Origin of the sequence: Citrobacter sp. Cpo045 (assembly GCF_030332875.1) — a bacterium.
Classification (GTDB): domain Bacteria; phylum Pseudomonadota; class Gammaproteobacteria; order Enterobacterales; family Enterobacteriaceae; genus Citrobacter; species Citrobacter portucalensis.
This window is the reverse complement of record NZ_JAOWGZ010000090.1, coordinates 1-20,687: the sequence shown is the minus strand read 5'-3', so window position 1 is coordinate 20,687 and position 20,687 is coordinate 1. Positions and strand designations below refer to the sequence as shown.

22 protein-coding genes and 1 pseudogene are annotated in these 20,687 nt (G+C 45.0%); 19 read left to right on the top strand and 4 right to left on the bottom strand.

The window, feature by feature from the left end:
• The first annotated feature begins 104 nt into the window (after positions 1 to 104).
• The 4 genes and pseudogenes from OGY13_RS08810 (at position 105) to OGY13_RS08795 (ending at position 3,574) form a co-directional block, all read left to right on the top strand.
• The gene (locus OGY13_RS08810) at positions 105 to 1,136 is read left to right on the top strand and encodes an IS630-like element ISEc33 family transposase (RefSeq protein ID WP_001395480.1); all 1,032 of its coding nucleotides are present in this window, start codon (positions 105 to 107) and stop codon (positions 1,134 to 1,136) included.
• Positions 1,137 to 1,169: 33 nt separating this feature from the next.
• Positions 1,170 to 1,262: pseudogene (locus OGY13_RS08805) on the top strand (topoisomerase DNA-binding C4 zinc finger domain-containing protein); the annotation flags it as partial.
• A 232-nt stretch (positions 1,263 to 1,494) separates the two neighbouring features.
• On the top strand, positions 1,495 to 2,823 hold the full coding sequence (locus OGY13_RS08800) for a prolipoprotein diacylglyceryl transferase (RefSeq protein WP_007372213.1): 1,329 nt from the start codon (positions 1,495 to 1,497) through the stop codon (positions 2,821 to 2,823).
• Between the two features lie 58 nt (positions 2,824 to 2,881).
• The gene (locus OGY13_RS08795) at positions 2,882 to 3,574 is read left to right on the top strand and encodes a hypothetical protein (protein ID WP_016241592.1); all 693 of its coding nucleotides are present in this window, start codon (positions 2,882 to 2,884) and stop codon (positions 3,572 to 3,574) included.
• 35 nt (positions 3,575 to 3,609) lie between these two features.
• On the opposite strand, the gene OGY13_RS08790 is transcribed toward OGY13_RS08795, so the two are convergent.
• The gene (locus tag OGY13_RS08790) at positions 3,610 to 4,182 is read right to left on the bottom strand and encodes a phospholipase D family nuclease (RefSeq protein WP_016241591.1); all 573 of its coding nucleotides are present in this window, start codon (positions 4,180 to 4,182) and stop codon (positions 3,610 to 3,612) included.
• A gap of 261 nt (positions 4,183 to 4,443) precedes the next feature.
• Between OGY13_RS08790 and traA the strand changes: the two genes are divergently transcribed.
• Entirely contained in the window at positions 4,444 to 4,779 is a 336-nt protein-coding gene (traA, locus tag OGY13_RS08785) for a TraA family conjugative transfer protein (protein WP_007372215.1), read from the top strand.
• 48 nt (positions 4,780 to 4,827) lie between these two features.
• Here the strand turns inward: traA and OGY13_RS08780 are convergent, their stop codons facing one another.
• On the bottom strand, positions 4,828 to 5,115 hold the full coding sequence (locus tag OGY13_RS08780) for a DUF1294 domain-containing protein (protein WP_007372216.1): 288 nt from the start codon (positions 5,113 to 5,115) through the stop codon (positions 4,828 to 4,830).
• Positions 5,116 to 5,290: 175 nt separating this feature from the next.
• Between OGY13_RS08780 and OGY13_RS08775 the strand changes: the two genes are divergently transcribed.
• Entirely contained in the window at positions 5,291 to 6,766 is a 1,476-nt protein-coding gene (locus OGY13_RS08775) for a UvrD-helicase domain-containing protein (RefSeq protein WP_007372217.1), read from the top strand.
• A 39-nt stretch (positions 6,767 to 6,805) separates the two neighbouring features.
• On the opposite strand, the gene OGY13_RS08770 is transcribed toward OGY13_RS08775, so the two are convergent.
• Together OGY13_RS08770 and OGY13_RS08765 are read right to left on the bottom strand one after the other, a co-directional pair.
• A complete protein-coding gene (locus OGY13_RS08770; RefSeq protein WP_016241590.1) occupies positions 6,806 to 7,705 on the bottom strand; it encodes a DsbA family protein in 900 nt (299 codons plus the stop codon).
• A 22-nt stretch (positions 7,706 to 7,727) separates the two neighbouring features.
• Positions 7,728 to 8,297 (bottom strand): hypothetical protein, encoded by a 570-nt coding sequence (locus OGY13_RS08765; RefSeq protein WP_016241589.1) that lies wholly within the window; start codon positions 8,295 to 8,297, stop codon positions 7,728 to 7,730.
• A gap of 149 nt (positions 8,298 to 8,446) precedes the next feature.
• Here OGY13_RS08765 and mobH point away from each other — a divergent pair, with 149 nt between their 5' ends.
• From mobH to OGY13_RS08700, 13 genes are all read left to right on the top strand, one after another.
• Positions 8,447 to 11,149 carry a MobH family relaxase gene (mobH, locus tag OGY13_RS08760; RefSeq protein WP_007372219.1) on the top strand — a complete coding sequence of 901 codons (2,703 nt, stop codon included), beginning with the start codon at positions 8,447 to 8,449 and terminating at the stop codon, positions 11,147 to 11,149.
• A complete protein-coding gene (traD, locus tag OGY13_RS08755) occupies positions 11,142 to 13,118 on the top strand; it encodes a conjugative transfer system coupling protein TraD (RefSeq protein ID WP_007372220.1) in 1,977 nt (658 codons plus the stop codon). Before mobH ends, traD begins: the two co-directional genes overlap by 8 nt.
• A 2-nt stretch (positions 13,119 to 13,120) precedes the next feature.
• A complete protein-coding gene (locus OGY13_RS08750) occupies positions 13,121 to 13,507 on the top strand; it encodes a hypothetical protein (protein ID WP_009654243.1) in 387 nt (128 codons plus the stop codon).
• Positions 13,492 to 14,142, top strand: a complete 651-nt coding sequence (locus tag OGY13_RS08745) for an IncC plasmid conjugative DNA transfer DtrJ family protein (protein ID WP_007372221.1) — start codon at positions 13,492 to 13,494, stop codon at positions 14,140 to 14,142. The genes OGY13_RS08750 and OGY13_RS08745 overlap by 16 nt, the downstream gene beginning before the upstream one ends.
• An 84-nt stretch (positions 14,143 to 14,226) precedes the next feature.
• Entirely contained in the window at positions 14,227 to 14,520 is a 294-nt protein-coding gene (locus tag OGY13_RS08740; RefSeq protein ID WP_007372222.1) for a hypothetical protein, read from the top strand.
• Positions 14,517 to 15,335 carry a DsbA family protein gene (locus tag OGY13_RS08735; protein WP_007372223.1) on the top strand — a complete coding sequence of 273 codons (819 nt, stop codon included), beginning with the start codon at positions 14,517 to 14,519 and terminating at the stop codon, positions 15,333 to 15,335. Before OGY13_RS08740 ends, OGY13_RS08735 begins: the two co-directional genes overlap by 4 nt.
• Before the next feature lie 49 nt (positions 15,336 to 15,384).
• On the top strand, positions 15,385 to 15,669 hold the full coding sequence (gene traL, locus OGY13_RS08730; protein WP_007372224.1) for a type IV conjugative transfer system protein TraL: 285 nt from the start codon (positions 15,385 to 15,387) through the stop codon (positions 15,667 to 15,669).
• Positions 15,666 to 16,292 carry a TraE/TraK family type IV conjugative transfer system protein gene (locus tag OGY13_RS08725; protein WP_007372225.1) on the top strand — a complete coding sequence of 209 codons (627 nt, stop codon included), beginning with the start codon at positions 15,666 to 15,668 and terminating at the stop codon, positions 16,290 to 16,292. Before traL ends, OGY13_RS08725 begins: the two co-directional genes overlap by 4 nt.
• Before the next feature lie 159 nt (positions 16,293 to 16,451).
• Positions 16,452 to 17,570 (top strand): TraK domain-containing protein, encoded by a 1,119-nt coding sequence (locus tag OGY13_RS08720; RefSeq protein WP_016241588.1) that lies wholly within the window; start codon positions 16,452 to 16,454, stop codon positions 17,568 to 17,570.
• Positions 17,571 to 17,574: 4 nt separating this feature from the next.
• Positions 17,575 to 18,972: a TraB/VirB10 family protein gene (locus OGY13_RS08715; RefSeq protein ID WP_007372227.1), complete on the top strand. Its 1,398-nt coding sequence runs from the start codon at positions 17,575 to 17,577 to the stop codon at positions 18,970 to 18,972.
• Positions 18,969 to 19,535, top strand: coding sequence for a type IV conjugative transfer system lipoprotein TraV (traV, locus tag OGY13_RS08710; protein ID WP_016241587.1), 567 nt, complete (start codon positions 18,969 to 18,971; stop codon positions 19,533 to 19,535). The genes OGY13_RS08715 and traV overlap by 4 nt, the downstream gene beginning before the upstream one ends.
• Before the next feature lie 93 nt (positions 19,536 to 19,628).
• Positions 19,629 to 20,567, top strand: coding sequence for a hypothetical protein (locus OGY13_RS08705; RefSeq protein ID WP_286637610.1), 939 nt, complete (start codon positions 19,629 to 19,631; stop codon positions 20,565 to 20,567).
• A gap of 40 nt (positions 20,568 to 20,607) precedes the next feature.
• On the top strand, positions 20,608 to 20,687 hold an 80-nt coding region (locus OGY13_RS08700; RefSeq protein ID WP_016247518.1), incomplete at its 3' end, for a hypothetical protein.

Here is a 20,687-nt window from a genome sequence, read left to right as displayed (position 1 = left end):
CTAAATAGCTGCGCGGAATAGTAGATCACTGAAAGGGAACTCAGCCCGGATTGTGCGATCTGATCAATCGCCAAACCAACCAAAATCACCAACCGGACTGAGCGATGCCGATCATAGTACCAATACCCCGTGGCGAACGACGCCTGATGCAGAAAGCTATTCATAAAACGCGTGATAAAAATCATGCCCGCAGACTCACGGCCATGCTGATGCTTCATCGGGGTGAACGGGTCAGCGATGTTGCCAGAACTCTCTGTTGTGCCCGTTCATCCGTTGGTCGCTGGATTAACTGGTTTACGCACTCAGGTATTGAAGGCCTGAAATCCTTACCCGCAGGGCGCTCCCGACGCTGGCCTTTTGAACATATCTGCACCCTGTTACGTGAGCTGATAAAGCATTCTCCCGGCGATTTTGGTTATCAACGTTCACGCTGGAGCACCGAATTACTGGCAATAAAAATCAATGAGATAACCGGTTGCCAGTTACATGCAGGAACCGTTCGCCGCTGGTTGCCATCTGCGGGGCTTGTATGGCGCAGGGCCGCGCCAACTCTGCGTATCCGTGACCCACATAAAGATGAAAAGATGGCGGTAATCCACAAAGCGCTGGATGAATGCAGCGCAGAGCATCCGGTATTTTATGAAGATGAAGTGGATATCCACCTTAATCCTAAAATCGGTGCGGACTGGCAGTTGCGCGGACAGCAGAAACGGGTAGTGACGCCGGGGCAGAACGAAAAATACTATCTGGCCGGCGCACTGCACAGTGGCACGGGTAAAGTCAGCTACGTGGGCGGCAACAGCAAAAGTTCAGCGCTGTTTATCGCTCTGCTGAAGCACCTGAAAGCCACTTACCGGCGGGCGAAAACAATCACGCTGATCGTTGATAACTACATTATCCATAAAAGCCGCGAAACACAGCGCTGGTTGAAAGCAAATCCCAAGTTCAGGGTAATTTACCAGCCGGTTTACTCGCCGTGGGTGAATCATGTGGAACGGCTATGGCAGGCACTTCATGACACGATAACCCGTAATCATCAGTGCCGCTCAATGTGGCAGTTACTGAAAAAGGTCCGCCATTTTATGGAAACCGCCAGCCCATTCCCCGGAGGAAAACATGGTCAGGCAAAAGTGTAGCGGTATTAGGCGCAGCTATTTAGCTGTCCCCGTTGCCATAGCAAAATGGTTAGAAGAATGTCGAATGGAAATTATTTCTATGGTTGCTCGGCTTACCCAATTTGTAAAGGAACCCGTAACCTCTAGAAATCTATTTTCAAGAAAACCATCTCATTTTGCGGTCGTTTTCAGGCCGCAAAATTTCGAGAGCTACCTCCCTCAAGATATAATCCGTTTATTATCGCGAGAGCATATTTTCCTAATCAATTCCGGGGCAACCATCTCACGCGATTATGGGGCTTTCCTTATCATGCTCACTTTCATATACACCGTGAGTTGGGGCTTCGGCCAGAACGAATAGTGATCAACGAGGTTTTCAATGACGAGTGAAAAACGTGGCACAAGTGCTGAATACGGCCAGGAGAAATTACGCGAACGCGCAGCGCAGAATGCTGGAGATGAAACCCCCAGTGTTAAGGCGCGATTTTCTAAAAAAACCTTGAGTATCCTGGTTGCCGGTATCTTTGCGGTAAGCACATTAGGCGCATTTATTTTAATGAATGGTAAACCAGACAAAGAACCGAACCTATCTATCGTCGAAGTTGCAAAGAGTGGGATCAGCGTTAACCCGGATATTGCAAAACAACATGGTATCGATGTGGATGACGATGACCTTGATACCGATGAGGCTGGGCCTCAGCCAACACTGACACTTCCTATCACAAATAATGAACAGGAACCCGCATCAGCGCCCCCTGATGATGATAAAAGTGAACCTACTGTCACAAAGCAAGATAGCGCCGGTGTTTCCCCTGCATCGTCTGATAATCTTGGCGATCAGATGCTAAAAATGGCCACAACCACGCCACCAGCTAACCCGGATGCAAATTCACCAGTTGTATCTAAGTCAGATCCTGCTACGCAGTCATTGGTTGACTCAATTAAGGCTGAACCTGGGTTTACTGACGGTAGCGAGGTTTCACAAAACGCAGAGCAACCTGGAACGGTTGAGATAACTCCTGCACAGGAAATCGCTAAAAAAGCACTATCTGGGGCCACTAGTGAAGCCCCGGCTTCAGCTCCAGTTACAGCAGAACCAAATCAACACGCTGCGGCGCAGACCAACCCGGTTCAAACACCGCCATCACCTACCACACGTGATATTGCAGGTGTTGAAAACATCACTAAAGATACCTCTGGCCATCAAATTGACCCAGCTGAGTTCGGTTATACGGAACCCACTAAAACTACTGCTACGTCAGACTATAAAGCAGCATCAGAAGGCTATACAGCCCAACAGTTTGTTGTTCAGGAGAAGAATGCGCTTACTGGCGCTGACCTGGACTATAGTGGGCACTTTAAAACTGTTGAATACAATTCGCAGGGACAAAATACGGTATTCGTTTATTCAACCTTTTCATCAAAAGTATTCTTGTTACCATCGAAAGGTAAGGTCAACGTATACCTTTCTGATGAAAAAGGTTGGTCAGTCTCACTCCTCCCAGGAAATATCCTGCGGGTACAGCGTTCTGAAAACAAGGGGGCATGGTCGCAGGCAACCGACCTCTTTGTACTCAATGGCGAAAACTCCTACTCGTTGATTCTTCAGGCTGTTGGCGATCCTGATAAACGAACCGATTCCCTCAAATTCACAAAAAAGGAACTTTCTAAGCAAACGGACAAGTTGGCCAAAAAATCCAAAGCCTGACTGTTGAATTGAAAATACGAGCGCATCTTTGGTGCGCTTTTTTTTCGGGAGAAGTTACATGACAGATTCATGCATCGACGGCTTAAGGCTGGTTTCGACCAGTTACCACATTGGTTTACCCTGGATTGAATGGTCAGAGGCGAGATCCTACATCGTATGCCGAGCACTGGTAGATCAGGGAGTAATTGCCGGAACTGCTACTATAGGAACACGTCGAAAAAAGGTCAAAGAACGCATCAATCCAGGAGATCGTGGGTTATACCAAGTCACTGAAACTCAGTACGGATGGATAGCACTTAAGGGTGGTGGCGTGATCGATCCCTGCGGCTTTCTTGGTAACTCTTTTTCCGGCCCGGAACCCCAGTTTTGTATCCTTGAGAATGATGAGTGCTATATCAGGGGTATAAATCCTGTTCAGTGCCCGAGAACTCACTTACCTGAACATCTTGTAAGTGATGAGTTATTCCCGCTAACACGCGGTGTTATGCGCGATACATGCAGCCGTCTGCTGGGTTACAGGTTGCATATACAGGGATTGACTATGTCAGAGGCAGCATACCTTCTGTCGAGACCGCTTACCGATTTTGACCGGTACAGCCGCCTGGTATATGAATACTTTATTAAAATGGGACTAAGCAGCATTATGCCATTAAGCAACATCAAAATGCTGCATCCGAATTTAGCCCGTAAAGGTTGGCGTTCATTTTATAACGACCTGGATATGGACGAACTTGAAGCGTTTCTTAAATGATAAAATCAGGGTTCATCCCGAACCCTGATTAAAATTCAATAATTAGGTATGTAATCCACACCACCAGTCCAACGAGATTCCCAGTGGGCCAGATACAGCGCTGTAACATCTGGTGCGTTATAAAGTACAAGGCTATTTTCACTATTTTTATTGAAAGCCGAACTTGAGTAATTATAACTACCGGTTTCAACAGATATCCTATCAACACACAAATACTTATCATGGTGCAGAAGAAATTGATCATTCGTCCGTAACGGAATGCCCGCGTTAACTACTGTATTCATAGTCGAGACTGCATATCGGTTATTATTTTGCCCTTTGTCAACTACGATCCTGACATCTACTCCCCTTCGGTGAGCATTAATTAATGCTTTCGCAATTACGGGTGACGTAAAAGAGTATGCCGCCATACGGATTTCCTGCTGAGCTGAATTGATCAGATCCAGTATTGCTTTCTGTGCAGACCCTTCAGGTGAAAATCCGACAACGACTCTAACGCCACCAGCCGGTAGCATTACTTCTGTTGGATTATCAGCCTGTGCAAAAGTAGAAAAAAATAATAATCCCAACGATGTCAACGTACTGACCAACACCTCTGATTTCAACATATCCACCTCGTTTAAATGTGACACTAGTAAAGTTGGCTTTCATACTCAAAAAGAAGTTTTCATCCAGATTTTCATATATGTTAATAGACACGGATAAATGTCACCTTATATCACACATTGCTATTGTATAACGCCCTGCTTTAACAATGAAATCAAACAAAACAAATTTTATATTAATAAAGTTCCCGGCTCAAACTCGTTAAATAGCTGGAGAACATCCAAAGATCGAAATTATTAAAACTCGTTATTAAGGATGTTTAAATGAACGCTATCAAATTTGAGAAGTTTAAAACCCCGCTGGTGATCACCGGCATTCTGATTCTTGCCATTGTTACCGCTCACGCTTCTGGTTCAACCCAGGCAGGTTTTGACGATGTATGGCTCAAAATCTCTGATTACATGCAGGGTTCTCTGGGTAAGGTGCTGATCGGTCTTATCGTTCTGGTTGGTCTCGCAGCTGCTGTTGTACGTCAGAGTCTGATGTCACTGGCGGTTGCTGTTGGTGGTGCGATCTCCCTGTACTACTCACCGGACATTATCAATGGCATGATGGCCGCATCCCACGCAGTGCAAACCACTTTACCGGCATTCATGTAACCATCATGGATGTAAAAAAAACCGGCTCTGGCCGGTTTTTTTACATCTTCATATTTTATTTCCCGCCCATAGAAAATTCCATAATCCGATGTAAAGAACTATCCAGACCGCAACGATAACCCGGAACCGACGTTGGTAAGCACTGCGTGTTTTGTGTTTAAACATTCGTTGAGCAATGAAACAACCTGGCCACCCGCCCAGCACAATGAGCGCATCCAGCGTCAGTTCATCCACACGGTACTCGCCAGCAGTCGCGGCCTTTTTATCTTTGTAATAGATGTAAATCGAAATCAGACTCCAGATTGACATCCAGACAAAGGACGATAAATAAAACATAGATTACCTCCTGTTGAGGGCCGCAGTAATAGTTTGATGGTACTATCTTATTGTATTACTCATGAACAGATAAATTTGTATTCTTAAAAATGGGTACAATTTGCCCCCATTTTTAAATCATTCGCGCCGTGTCAAAAGGTACTATGAAACGATATCTAACATAAAGGTAATTCTGATGCCGGTAACTGATGAACAGAACGTGATCATAGGTTTCAAACCTACACCTGGCAGTATTGTTTCAGTACAGGCATACGCGGGGTCTGGTAAGACCTTTACACTAAAAGAATTCGCGGATGCAAACCCCTCACTCAAAATTCTCTATATCGTTTTTAATAAAGCTATTAAAGATGATGCAAAAAAGAAATTCCCAAAAAACGTCGAGTGTAAAACATCTCATGGTTTGGCCGTGACCCGGTACAAACACTTTGCTCATAAATACAGACAGTTTATATCCGTGAGCGAATACCGCGCAATGATGGGTGAAGATGACTGGAGAGTGGTTAAGCTTGCAATAAATGGGCTTACCCATTTCATGAATTCAGATGAACACGAAATTACTACTGAACACGTACTTAAAGACTTAAGTAAAACCGATAAAATATCTCAAAGCAGGTTGGATCAAGCGCTACGTGCAGCAAAACGTACATGGCAAATGCAATCTGACCCACTCAACGATGCCTATTGCTCACCGAATACCATCCTCAAGTTGTTCCAGTTATCGAACCCAGCCCTAGACCAGTTCTACAATGTCATTCTCTTCGACGAATCGCAGGACGCAAATCCGGTAACGATCGATATCGTTCTTAGAAACAACTGCTGCAAAGTTTTTGTCGGCGACCAGCACCAAGTGATAAACCGCTGGCGCGGTGCGGAAAACGCCCTTGAGATTGTTGAAGACCACGGGGCTCAGGTTATGCGCCTGACTAAGTCATTCCGGTTTGGGCCTCTTGTTGCAGCACTGGCCAACGTTGTGCTGTCAATGAAGGGTGAAACGTTCCCCTTGGTAGGCCTGGGTAGTCTTGATGCTATCGTTGAGCCATCGGCGATACAGGATCAAAACTTTTACGCCATCATCAGCCGCACCTACATGGGAGTCATACAATCTGCCTACGAGTCGATTATGTGGGGCAAACGGGTGATGTGGAATGGAGGTATTTCAAAATACCGTCTCGACGAGCTCCTTGATTTACATGCGCTAAAAACAGGTAACATTGCTGCTATTAAAAATAACCGTATCACTACGGAATACGGGAACTGGGCAAATTTTTTAGAGATCGCAGAAACCACCAAGGACGTGGACATGGTGCGGGCGATTAAGTTAATGGAAGTCTATGCTGATATCCCCGGGATGGTTGAGACCATGAGGATGAATGAAGCCAGAACAGAAAAGGAAGCTGATTTAATTGTTACCACAGCCCATACCTCGAAGGGAAAGGAATTTGACCATGTCATCATCAATGACGACTTCCCATCCATTATAGAAGCCGTTGTGATGAAGAAGCCACGGGAAGTAATTATTGACGAACTTAATCTGCTGTACGTAACTATTACCAGAACCAAGAAATCTGTAAACATCAATACTTCGTTAATGGAGCTATTAGAAGAATACCGAAGTCGTATTGAGCGAAATGTTTCAGTAGTGATAATCTGACAAAAAAAGCCCTGGTTAATTCAGGGCTCTTTTTTATTTCTATTTATCTTGTTGAGCTGGTGAGGCTTCGCCTGATGTGTCTCTCTGAGAATCGACAACCATAGACTGGATCACTTCAACGAATTTTGAGAAGGGCTGTGCGCCTACAACAGAGACTTCTTTACCGGTGACATTATCACGCACAATCGTGGTTGGTGTACCATCAACACCGGCAGCTGAACCGGCCTCCATATCCTGCTTAATGCGCTTAATCACTTCAGTACTGCCCATACAGGTATCAAATTTCGCCTGGTCTACCTCAAACAGTGCTGGGATGCTGTCCGCATCCTTAAAACCTTTACCGTTTGTTTCAGTATGGTTAAACCAATAATCAGTAACGGCCCAGAAAGCACTCGGCCCTTTCTGCTCCGCAATACACTCAGCAACAGCTGCGCCCTTCGATGCGACCGGCTCATGGAATGACATAGGGTAATGACGCCATTCCCAGTTAACAGCCCCGGCTGTCGCGGTATCAACGATATACTTCGGCGTTTCTTTGAAGCGTTTGCAGAATGGACACTCCAGATCTTCATAGTTGATCAACGAAAACCGAGCGCCAGGCTCGCCATAGATATAACGGCCATCAGTATTTTTATTTGCTTTGTCCCAGCCTTTATAGAGTGCCTTTCGTTCTTCCGCGAGCTTTTGGTCGGCGATAGACTTAAGAGCACCCTTTACTTCGTCCTGAATATTTCCGTTCACTCCCTGTTGAACTGCGGGGTTCTTGGCCAGCGATGTACTAATTTTATCCAGCAGTTGATTGGTCATCACCTGGGTTTTGTACGAGATAAAACTAATTACCATCAACCAAACCATTCCGATTACAACAACGATTCCCCCGGCCCAGGCAAAAATTGTTTTATTTCCAGAACTGCACTTTTCATTTCTTTGCTTATCCATTGTACCCTCGCATTTTGATGGATTAGGACTTAGGTTGTTGGTTATCGATCTGCATCTGAATTCGATATTTCCGCAGCTCTTCCGGTTCACCACTGGAAAGCACATTTAATTCGTGGGCACTTAACCGATAGCCAGGTGTTGAGCAGTATTTATCTTTGATACGGAGGTATTCAGCCCTACTGGCGTTCTGTGTGTTATTAGGAAGGAGAAAGGTATTTTCCCCGCAAAATGCTGGGGTCTGTGTGAACGTGCCACGCGGCCCATTGGCATACTTTGTGTTTGCCACTGAAGTGAGCAAGACCTGGGTGTAATTGTCATGTGCCACATATCGCTTCCCGGATGGATCATTGATGGCATACGGACTCACGAGCGTATGCTCATACCCAGGGTAACGTATAGCCGCGCCACCGCGTTCTGTACCACGCCAGGATTCGGAGTACTGATACTGGTAGGGGTACTCGGCCCTGGCGGGGAGATTGCGCGTTTCGTCGAGGTAAGTACGTTGTGGCTTACCTGTCCCACTGCAACCGCTGGTGATTACGCCGGTAATAACCACCAGCAGGGGCAAAACAATTTTATTCGCCAATTTCATTGCTTAGTCTCCAATTGGATAGCAACGTCATTATCTTAATTTCTCACCCTTGACGTTATGTTTTATGAAGACAAAACGTCGTCATTTTCCAGCACGATTTTTTTCTCAATCGGTTAACTTACAAGGTACTTAACCGGAGAAATCTTTTAATGCTGAGACACATTAAAAATATTCTGAATACTTTTTTGCCTGATAACAAAAAGGCTACCACTGATCTATTCGGTGACGAAATCGATATGTCAGTAGATGAAGAAATCGGGAAACTCATTTCATCACGAGATAATATGCGCTATCCGGCAAGCGAAATCGGATTCCCGGCTCAAGTACCGGGTGAGTACGTATTACGTCATTACCAGAAACCACTTGTGATGGCGATTAAACGAGAACTGGATATTAGGGACTCTGAGTTTAATCAGCTTATTCTTCCTATGCTGATAAATTTCGCTAACTTTGTTCACCTCTTCCCGGCATCCGAAAACCATCATCACCGTGCTGCAACCGGATTGTTGCGTCATTCATTGGAAGTGTGTTTCCAGTGTATCCGGCGTTCTAAAAACATCGAGTTTGATTCAATGGCGGTTCCCGTACATAAATCAAATCGTGCATTAGCATGGCGACTTGCAGTCGCAGCTGGTGGGCTACTTCATGACCTCGGGAAACCATTTACCGATTTTGAAGTATGGAACGAAGACGGGAAAATTCACTGGCCTCCAGGCCATGAACCAATCCATGTCTGGGCAAAAGAGAACAATGTAAAAAGATACTATCTTGTATGGAAACCAGGCCGTCACCGCCAGCATACCTCCAGCACGAGCAATATGTTGTTGATGATCATGCCAAAAGAAATGCATGTTTACCTTCTTAACGGCGGGAATGATATTTTCAATGAATTGACCCGGGCACTGAATGCCAGTGCGCAGCTCAATGCAGAAAAAATCAGTGGTCAGGACGTTAAAAACAAGATCCTCACTACCATTAAGGCCGCCGACTCAGCATCCGTTAACTATGATATGCGGCAATACGCCGGTGATGCGATTCGTGCAAGCCAGTCAGGTGTACCTGCGGTTCAGCGTGTAGTTGATGCCATGCGCCATAGATTGAAAAAAGGAGATTGGATTCCCAACAAGCCAGGAAGCCCTGTATGGGTGACTACCTATGGCGTATTCATCGTCTGGGGTGTTGCGGTCAAGGATATTATTGAGACCGTTAGGAACTCCGGCGCTGTTATTCCACAAACCCAGAATAGTCTGGCTGACCTGATGCTAAGTTATCATCTCTGTCGACCAAACGTTCACCAGGACGATGACACTGCATACTGGCGTATTGCCCCTCATATCTTGAATGATAAAAGTTCAAGAGAAAGCAAAGACCCTAAAGTTGCGTTGAGCTGCATCCTTCTGATATCTCCAGAAGTACTATTTGTCGATACTGTTGACCCTCTACCATGCAGCAGCCGCATCCGTATTGAAGGTAAATGGGTGGAATACCTGACCGGGAGGCCAAACCAGCCAAAACTCGTCGAAAGCGAACCCTACATTGGTCAGAAGCCGGTTCCGTCAACCGGAATACCGAATGAGGTCGACCGCTCAGTTTTACAGGGCGGAACAATCATTGCTGATGAACAGGAATCTCCACTGGAGAGTATTTTTGGAAACCGACAGGTTACGCCGGAAAACGCCCACGAACTGCTGCATAAGCTCAATCTGCTTTCTGATGAGGACTACAATCGTGTAAAGGAAAGAAATACCAGTACCAAAAATCAAAAAGATTGTCTGGATGACACTAATTCACCAACAACTGAGCTGGCGGGCAGCGGGGAATCAAAAGGGCTCAAAGATAATCAACCAAAGCCAGTGTCGGAGAATAATGAACCCAAGCGCCGTCTTTCCCTCAAAGAAACCCTGGCATCGGCACAAACAGAGATTGAGTTCTCTGTACCCAGTTCACTTATAAAAGAACCAAACCATAAAACTCTGAACGAAACCCTTGAGTTTCATTCAATCATCAACTCGTATAATAGCAACGAACCAACTTCAAGCGATGCATTGGATCAGACCCAGCCCTCACCTACCCGTCAGGCATTAAAGGAAATTCAGCTGCACCAGGATGCTGTCGATACCGGCATTCAGTCTGGTGAGGTAATTGATGATTATTCAATTTACGAAGATTATGATTCCATGTGGCAGGATGACGTGAAAGCTGATAACGATTTTGGTTACTCGGCTCATGCGGATACTTCGGCCAACATACCGGCTAACGTAAAATTTTACGATAAATTTAGTCAGCTATACGTATCTGGTCTTGAAGCGGCCAAAGAATTTCTCGTTAAATATGTTACCGACCACTCAGACGATCTTTTCATTGAATCAGGCCACTTAATCATTGCTATTGATAAAGATTTTGATGAGCGTAATTATGCTCTGCTTCAGGACTCCAACTGGTTATGGCAAAGGTTTATGGAAGCCCCAGCCCAGTATTATTTCCATCGTACTCAGAAGTGCTTATATCTCAGAAAAGAACTTAATAATGATATCGACTTGCTGATGGATGGGAAGTTTAACGATCTGCTTTACTCTGCTTTAACTGATGTTTCTGATAAAGATTACAACATTACAGATTTATGCAATGAAATGATTTCAAAAGGTATGCTGAAGCGAACCTATTCTGGAGAGCCTGTCATTGCCGTAAGCGTTGCCTTAAAGCGACGTATTGCGGATGAACTCGGCATTGATATTACTCAATTGCAGAAGATTATGCTGATGCACTTTGATTTCTATTCAAAGACCGGTGTTGACTACATTCTTCCTAATAGTGAACGAATGCATAATCAAATGGTGGATAAAGATGAGTGAGTGGAAATATAACTTACGTTGGCGCACAAATTTTGAAGGCCTTGAGACTCTTGGTTGGACAGCAGGTATAGCCGCAACTATCGGGGTTAATACACTGTTTAACATGCCATCTCTACCCTGTTACCTCTCAGTTGCAGTCCAGGCTGCTTATGGTATTCGTAGTCTCCCGGCAGCATGGGATATTTATACGCACAAACGCCGCCTGAAGCGAAAACCAAAACCACTCGTAATGGACATGAAATCATTTATCGAACAGATGATTCGTGAGCCTGACAGCTATCTTATTTGCAGAGGCTTTGAGTGGGGCCAGAATGAGGGTCAACTGGCATCTGAGTTGATAAAGCGTGACATAAAGAAATTTGTAGCCAAACCATCCAAAAATTTTATGGGCCTCGGCTGGATTCATGCGCTAGGTAAAAAAAACGAATGGATCGGAATTTCTGAAGAACTTTTATCGTTGCATACGCTTATAACTGGCACAACCGGCTCAGGCAAAACAACATATTTTAAACTACTTATTCTTCAAGCCGCACTAAAAAAACAACCACTAATCCTCATTGACCCCAAAAATGATGAAGAACTGGCTGAATGGATGAAGTTCTGTCTGGAATTGGTGGATCGCTCAACGAAATATAATTACGTTTCATTGGCGCATCCTGAAAAATCAGCTCGAATATCTCCAATTACTAACTACACTCAGGCTGGCGAGGTAGCTAACAGAATTACATCGGTTATTCAACGTGCTGATAGTACGAGCGATCCGTTTGTTTCATTTGGTATTATGTCATTAACTACGGTTGTTGAGCTGATGAAAATCTGTGAAATCAAACCGACTTTACGCAATATTAAATCACAACTGAGTGCTGACATCTCTTCATTAGCATCTCTATTGATTATGGCCATCACTAAATTCGGCCACAAGACTTTAGGAGAGTCCGATTTCGACATTATTTTACAGGCGAAAATTGACCGTTACTCGTCTAAAATTAAAGGCCCAAAAGAAATAGCAGAAATATGTGCAGACATTTACCGAAATGACATTAAAGGTAATAAAGGGAAAGGCGATACTTCAATTGAAGCCGGTATTGATATGTTCGGTCATCAGCGCGAACACTTCCAGAAAATGATTCTGAACGTGATGCCAATTCTTAGTCAACTAACTCAAGGGTTTATGTCAGAGTTGTTATCCCCTGACAGTGCTGATGAAGATGAACTGAATGATACTCGTCCAATTTCGAATATTCAGGATATCATCACTACCGGGGGAATGTTGTATTTGGGGTTAAATTCCCTTGCAGATGCTGAGACTGGATCTGCGGTCGGTTCTATTTTCCTGTCTGATATAACATCTGTTAGCTCGACTGTGTACAATTTTTTAAAACCTGGTGGTCAGGACTTGGCTTCTGTAATGGTGTTAATCGATGAAGCAGCTGAAGTTATTAATGACCAAGTTATTAAAATGTTGAATAAAACCCGTGGTGCTGGGTTCCGCTTATTTATTTCGTCGCAATCGACTTCCGACTTCGAAGCCCGTCTCGGTTCAGAAGCCAAAATGAAGCAGGTTATAACCAATACGAACCACTTTACGGCGCTACGCACACCAGATCCTGATGCCCAGGAAGCAGTCATGAAACGAGTACCACCGACAAAGTTCAAATATATTATGCGTGGTCATGGCTCCAGCGCAGGTGCAGATCCTGAACAAATCACCGGCAGTGTCGGGGAACGATTGATGGAGGAAGAAGGCGAGTTATTTCAATCTCAACTGCTAGGTTGGTTACCCAACCTCGAATGCATGGCCATAAATCAGGCTAATAAAATAGTAAAAGGTAAAGTCCCCGTCATATTAATGCCGAGGAATGAGTCCGAGTTAAGCGATGTCCGAACTATCGCTAAAAAGTACCTTTCAATCTACGAACGTCAACAAAAGGTTCGTGGTGAAAAATCACGTATCAGCGCCGAGGGGTAAATATGATTAAAACCAAAACTCTATTAAAGCGTAAAGATGATCAAGCCTCATATGACGGTTTGACCATGATCTGGCCATGTGTTGATGGCATCACTGGGCAAATGTTAGCTCTACTGAAAACCCTTACTCCTGATGAACGCGTTGGTGCAGCAGTGAGCTCCGCTATCAAAGCTTATCATCAGGACAACGAGCAGGAGCTGAATGACTGGGAGCGGCTTGCGATCTATATCATTGAGCTTGGCTTGTTCGTTTGCCGGGAACTTCAACACACGTTGAATTTCTGTGAAATTACTTCACGGATAAATCTCCCGAGAAAGCTAACCAACGAACTGATTATCCAGGCTGGGAGGAAGGCGAAGATTGGGGATATCGAATGTCTGATAAGTTGAATGAGGAAAAGTGGCCTAAGACGATAAAGACACTGATCATCTGGAGTTCGACGATTCTCCTTTTTATCTCTGTCTTCTTTCCGGTTGAGTATTTTAAGTCTAATGCTCTGAAAGAAATCGCATGGGGTCATAAAATGATAGGCGAAAAAGATTTCGTCATGGTATTGCAAAAGGCTCGCGACAATTATACTGAAGCATTTGTAAATACGGGGATTGATAAGGCGTTAAAGGATTTTTACCAGCTTCCTCCCAGCGACATGGCCAACCACGGCGGGCCACTGAAATACTTTGTTGGGCTTTTCCAGAACATTGCCGAGAACCTGAATTATTGGCTCTACATGATTATGTATCGTTTAACACTTGATATGTATTGGTTACCGTACATGGCCGTGGTCATCATCCCGTCTCTGTTTGCAGGGGTAATGCGGTGGATGGCAAAAAGATATAACTTTGGATATGCCAGTCCGTTTCTTAACCGTCGTAGCATGGTATTGATTGGCTGGGGTGTATATAGCGTTCTCCTGTCGCTTTTTATACCGTTACCTGTGCCTCCAATGATCGGGGCACTCATAATGATAGTAATGATTCCTATTGGTTCATCTCTACTTATTTCAAACCTACCAAAACGTATTTAACCTTAAGAAAAGCACCTCAATTTGCGGTGCTTTTCTTTTTCCTCAATATTTCATGTTTGTTAAATTAGCTGTGCGAGGTGATGCATGACTAATTCGAAACCATTTATTCTTTCTGCCCTGCTCTGCCTGACGTTTACCGTAGGGATGATTAGCTATTTGCTAATTTCTGATGTCCCAGAAAAAATCCGTATCCTCAATCAGAAGATCACGGCATCAACTTACCCTCAGTCACGGGATGTCCTGAACAAAGACATGGCTGAAATCATACTGCCCTATCTTAAAAAGCAAAAAGCTGCTGAGGCGTCTCAGGTCAAAGTCCAAAAGCCAAACGAAATCTATACGCCGGAACAATTGCAGCAATCAAGAGGCTACAAATGAAAAAGAACATTTTGAACTCTCTTATATTTGGAATTCCGCTCATGGTTATGGTAAGCACGGCTGCATTTTTTACTTACCAAATCGATAGACAGTCCCAACTTCTTAATGACCTAGCGATCGTTGCTGAGACTCACAAGCCCGTAGTAAACAACAAAAGCGAACTACTGGACGCATTTGCAAAATACATTAATGCAGCGGGCCTAAAACCTGAATCGCAGAAACAATCCAATGTCGGTTACCGGACTGGAAACAAACCCGATACCGCCTATGCGCCTTCTACGGACAACGAACGTATTTATGGGAACCCGGATGCTCAGTTCTATATCATTGAGTATTCCGATTTTGAATGTCAGTACTGCAAACAACATTTCCCAATCGTTATGGATCTCGTGGATTCATCACAAGGGAATATTGCGATGGTTTTCAAACATGTTCCTGTTCACGGGCAGGCTTCCCGTACTGAAGCTTTAGCAGCGGAGTGTGCTGTTGAGCAGGGAGGAAATCCATCTTTCTTCCAGTTATCTAAAGCGTTATTCCGCTACAGCCAATCTGACGGGCACGGTCTTAGCGCACCGCTAGACCAAATCGCCCGCGAAACTGGTTTAGACCCGAACCGCTTACTTGAATGTATCAATGCGGCCAGGCCGTCCAGCAAGATAGCCGACGACGTTCGTGAAGCAGGTCAGCTTGGTATCCAAAAGACCCCTACAAACATTGTTGTCTACGGTGATAAGTCAGCCATTGTTCAGGGCGCAGTAGATGGAGCAGGCCTTATGCAAATGATGGCTCAGCTTGCAGGCTCTGGTCAGAAATAGGCGCATTTTGTCGTCAATAAATCTGAAAAAATTCATATGAGAGGTCATCATGGAACCTGTTTATATTTCTCACTCGATTGACGAACCACCAAAGTTATTTTTTTGGTCGATTGATGAAGCCATGCCATTTTTCGTTGCTCTCGCGGTTGGGATTATCACTGGACGATTATTACCGATGATAATTCTGGGTGTTGTAGTTTCACGTGTTTATGGCGGTTTTCTGGCGCGAGCTTCTGAGAAATATTTTATGCACCTCTGTTACTGGAAATTCGGAGTCACATTCGGTGGTGGCACTTTTGTACCTGAATCCTTCGACCGGGAGTTTATTGTATGAATATCCATAATTTCAAAAAAGGGTTAGTTGGACTTCAGTTAGAAAACAAAAGTTTCAAGTTAATCTCTGCCTCAATGATTCTGGCAAACCTTGTACTTGGTTATGCTCTGTTAGCCAAAACACAACCCATCACTATTATTCCGCCAAACCTTACAGAAACAGCCTGGCTGGATGAAAAAGCCGCCAGCAGCTCTTATATGAAGGCATGGGCGTTATATATAGCCGACAGTTTTGGAAATGCTAACCCAGCCACTTTAGATCTACTCAAGAATTCTATCGGCCCGTTTCTTGACGCTTCAATTTACACAAAAGTTATGAAAGCAATGGACGACCAGATTGACCAAATTAAGCGCGACCGAATCTCGCTTTCTTTTAATCCGGTCGGGGTTATCACCGACCCGTTAGCAGTTGGTACTTTTTATGTCACCGGTAACCAAACTCTCGAAGGTATCACCGGCAAACCATCGACCACGCCAGTCTATTACGAGATTACTGTTAACGTAAAAGGCTACCGGCCCATTATTACGTTCATTGAGATAAAGAGTGGCAAACCGTTGCTGCCAAGTGAAGAAGATAAACACAAAGGTCAAAGGCAGAAATCTTCGGCAGCTCGAACTTCCTGACAGAATTTCGTTAGTTGATTTAACCGAGATATAAATCTTTAAGCGAGAGATTAATAAATCAGCAATCAGTAAACAAAACGGATGTGCCGAAATGAATTTTCTGATTGGTAATAGCCAATTTAAAAATGAACGTAGTGTTGCCACTTATCGGGGGGCTAAATGTTGAATAGTAAACGCATAATTATCCTGTTGCTTACCGCGTCGTCCACATTAGCGACCCATAGCGTAACGGCGGGCGAAATGTCTGTTGATCAAGGCATGGTATTTGAGCAGCCTGATGCGCAGTCGCAACCCAAAGTCACTGCAAAACTCGCCTCTCGACCAGCATCCTCAACTCAGGCAATGCTCAGCACAGAAACACGCCCATATCCTGACAACTATACACCACCAGCAAGTAACTCTATCAATGGCGGGAGTGAACCAGCTATTGATGGCCGTAATATTCAACCAGTACCTGCTGCAATTGCCAGTCCCGTTCCACTCACAAAAGAAGTCATTCCTTCTCGGCTGGAATATATCGTTGCGCCTGGCGTGAACACCCTCGTACCGATTTCGATTAACCAGATCAACCGGCTTGTTACACCGTTTGAACACCCTGTAGTGCAGAAAGTTAAACAGGAGGGTGTAACTGTAAATGTAAAAGATAACGCTCTCTACGTTTCCACCTCAGACAGTAACCCGGCAAGTCTCTATATCAGTGAGAAAGGTGACGAAAGTGTAGCGATCTCCGTGTCGTTAGTACCTCAGAAAATTGCACCGGTGCAAGCCACTCTCATGCTTTCACGAAAGCTGAACAACACGAGTACTTCTGGTGTTATGCCTGCGGCATATAACAACTATGGTGGAAGCGAAGTCAAAGCCAGGCGATGGGAACAGAAAGATAATTACATCGAGACGATTCGCAACATAATGCGAACCATCGCGCTTGGGGACATTCCACCCGGATACTCTCTGGGAAATCTCTCTTCAGGAGTTGGTATCCCGAACTGTAATTTCCGCACGGGTACTGACCAGGATCAGATTCGCTACTCCTTTGCAAATGGCCAGTATCTTCAGGGTAGTCAATTCAGTGTCATCATCGGCGTTGCACAAAACACTGGTTCATCAACAGTAATGGTTGATGAATCACTCTGCACCCATCCTCAGCTTGCAGCAAGAGCACTATGGAGTCGCAACACTCTCCAGCCTGGCCAGCGAACTGAAGCTTACTTCGTTATCCGCAACATCCAGCCAAACGAACAAGCTAACGATTCCATGCGCCCTAAACTCGCGGAGTAAAATCATGCTTATCCCCTTAAAAGAGAAATGGGCCTCAATTTCAGCAAAGCATAAAAAATGGGTTTTATGGGCTGGCGTATTTACTTTCGCCGTTCTTTTTTTGCTCTTGGTTATACCCGACTCAGCTGGCCCCCGAAATCGAGCGCCACAAGAAAAAGTGATTGCCAGCGTCCTTACCGATGGTGATACCAATGGAGTTAGCCAGAATGCTATTGCGGCGCGAATTCGCGCACTCGACAAGACCATTAAAGAGCAAGGTCAACTGATTAAAACGTTAACCGAGAAATATGGTGCTGATCAGACAGCTCAGCGTCTTAGCAATCTGGAGAACAACCAGAAAAAATCAGGCGCTGAGGTTGCAGCTATTAAGAAACGCGTTGATACCGTCTCTAACCCTGTGCCTTACTCACAACAGTCTCGCGGAGCGACACCACTGGCTGGAAACGGCCAACGTAACGTCCCTACTCTGTATAAACCTGAAGAGATATCTGCCCCTTCAGTTGCGCCAAGAAACTCAGGAAGTTTCAATAACGGGAAAACATTACAGCGCGTATACGAAGATGCGGCCCCCCCTGTCGTACCGGAACCCGCAGCAAACCAGCGTCAGCAGAAAGGGAAGGATGGCAAAGCAGTACCAAGCCAGGCAACTCCTGAAATCATCACTGTACAGGAAGATATTGAAGCCGCACCCGTTGCTGACGAAGATGATAACCCCGAGAACCAGACCTACCTTCCTGCAACGTCGATCATAAGTACTGTTTTGATTGCGGGGATGGATGCACCAACATCTCGTGATGCACGAAAAGACCCTTATCCGGCGCTGGCCAGGGTGAAAAAGGATGCAATTCTCCCAAACCGTTTCCGTGCAGATATACGTGAATGCGGAATGCTTGCAGCTGGGTTCGGTGATTTGTCCTCCGAAAGAGCTTATTTCAGATCGGAAGTCATAACGTGCATTCGGGATGACGGTGCAGTTTTTGAAGCCCCACTCGTAGCCTACGCTGTTGGTGAAGATGGTAAATCAGGTGTTCGTGGTCGACTGGTTACCAAACAAGGGCAATACCTGGCACGAGCCCTGACCGCTGGCTTCCTACAGGCTGCATCTCAGCTCTTTAACGTACAGAGTATTCCGACAATCAGTATTAAACGCGATGGAGATAGTAGTGACGCTACTCCTTACCAGCAGGTTATGAGCTCTGACGCACTCCAGGGCGCAGCAGTTTCTGGCGTAGGTGGCGCATTGAATCGTCTTGCCGATTTCTATATGCAAATGGCCGGTGACCTTTTCCCTGTAATTGAAATTGATCCAGGCCGTAGTGTTGATTTTATTGTGCAAAAAGGGGTCATGCTGAAATTCACACGTGTTACTTCAAAAACTCAAACCGTTGGGGGCAAGAAATGATGACGAAGAAAATTGTATCGGCATTGTTTTTAGTTAGTGCCGGTTTTGCGATGTCGGGTTGCTCACTACTGGGCCAGAACGATGAATATGGATGCAAGGGAATGCCCAATTCGGTCACATGTATGAATGTCCGAGATGTGTATGCCCTGACCGATGGAGATGATTACCAGGAGCAGATTGACACCGCATCTGAAAACCAACTTTCGGGAAAGCCTGTGGAGGTTAAGCGGCTGCGCACTACAGCCGGGAACGGTGGACGGAATACTGCCGATGGTGGTCGATACGTCCCTGTGCCTGCTACTGCTGCTGATCCTCAACCCATCCGAACGCAATCTATCGTCATGCGGGTGCTGGTTGACCCCTATGAGACCGCAGATGGAGACCTTAACGTCCCTGGCTACGTCTATACCGAGATTGAGCCGCGTCGTTGGGAAGTCGGTGCAAGAAATAGTGCCACATCAACTGCTGTTATCAGACCAATGTCTGCACCGGTTGCCGCTGCTCCAGCACAATCCCAGGGTGAGACATCACAACCTCCTCAGAAAGGGAGTTACATTAAATAATTGTCCAGTAGTACCGGTATACCGGTACTACTTTTTTCATGTGCTGTATTCCTTGGTCGTCTTTTTAATACCCATCACTGAAAAGGTAAGCACATGAAACAAAAGTCATTATATATTGCTATTGTTCTGGCACTTCATTGTGCTGTAGCCGTGGCAGATAACTCAATCGATAGCACCCAAATTGACGAAGTTACTGTAAATGGTGATGGCAATAACATTTCAGGGCTAACACCCTGTGCAACCCCATCAAACTGTAAATCACCACTCGGCAACTCAAGTGTTTCAGGGAATAACAACACAATTACTTCGTTAACAAACTATATTATTACCGGAAGCAATAATGACTTATCATTTAGTTACGACCCAAGCCAATTCTGGAATGACTACGCCAATAGTTTCAATGTTTACGGGAATAATAATACTGGCACTGGTCTTTTTGATTTGAATCTGGTTGGGAGTGACAATAAAGTTCTAGGACAAAACCTTGCCGTTATGGGTTATAGCAATAACGTTTCAGGAAGTGCATTGCAAGTAATAGGCTCTTATAACGAACTGGATATGGTAGGTATGGGAGCAATTCTTGGTTCCAGAAACACTGCTACTAATTACGCTGGTTCTATAATGGGTACATTCAATACGGTGAGTGGTGGTTCCTACGCTTTGACTATCGGTTCCTTAAACAATATTACAGCTGCACCGATTAATGACCCCTCTGCTGTTTTTAAATTTGGCAACATCACAATCGGCACAATTAATACCATTGATTCCGACGAATCGATCGTGCTTGGCAACTACAATACTGTATCCGATGATAACGCAATTGTTATTGGTAATTATGCTTCTGCTTCAAATGGAGGTATTTCCATTGGGAACGGTTCATTCTCCAATAGTGCTGATACCGTATCGTTTGGTTCAGCTACGGTACAAAGAACACTGACTAATGTTGCTGATGGTTCCAGCCGGTATGATGCGGTGAACTATGGTCAGCTCATGAATTCCGTTAGGGAAGGTGCGAACAAGTCCCTGATATGAGATCATGTTTGTCATCTGGAGCCATGGAACAGGGTTCATCATGAGTCATCAACTTACCTTCGCCGACAGTGAATTCAGCAGTAAGCGCCGTCAGACCAGAAAAGAGATTTTCTTGTCCCG